The sequence below is a fragment of the Photobacterium alginatilyticum genome (genome assembly GCF_009910675.1).
In the GTDB taxonomy this organism is placed as follows: domain Bacteria; phylum Pseudomonadota; class Gammaproteobacteria; order Enterobacterales; family Vibrionaceae; genus Photobacterium; species Photobacterium alginatilyticum.
The window spans coordinates 1-381 of sequence record NZ_RSEJ01000353.1 but is presented as its reverse complement, the minus strand read 5'-3'; the positions used below and the strand labels follow the sequence as shown (position 1 = coordinate 381).

Here is a 381-nt window from a genome sequence, read left to right as displayed (position 1 = left end):
TGGTGACAAAAGAACTGTTAAGCCTTTTCAGAAAGGAAACTTTCAAGAAAGAAAGTATGAGAATAAGACTGAAGGGTGGAAGACCAGTGAGAAGAAAGATGATCAACCTAGAGGGATTCAATGTAGAGAATGCAAGGGTTTTGGTCATATTCAAAGAGAATGTGCAAACACCTTAAAGAAAGGAAAAACTGCAATGGTAGCAACATTGAGCGACACAAGTGAATCTGAAGGTGACAAATCTGAGGGGGAGAGAGAAAATTATACCTCCTTTATGGCCAAGGATGATTCAGAGTCTGAAACTGAATCGATTCTATCAGCTAAAACTGAGTCAATATTTTCAGTTAAAACTGAAGATCTAACTGAGTCTGAGAGTGAAGATGA

The 381-nt window shown here is 38.1% G+C and carries 1 protein-coding gene; it reads left to right on the top strand.

Annotation, left to right across the window (positions count from 1 at the left end):
- Positions 1-193: 193 nt before the first annotated feature.
- Positions 194-381, top strand: a 188-nt coding sequence (locus EIZ48_RS29320; RefSeq protein WP_205298668.1) for a hypothetical protein, incomplete at its 3' end; no start/stop codon positions are given.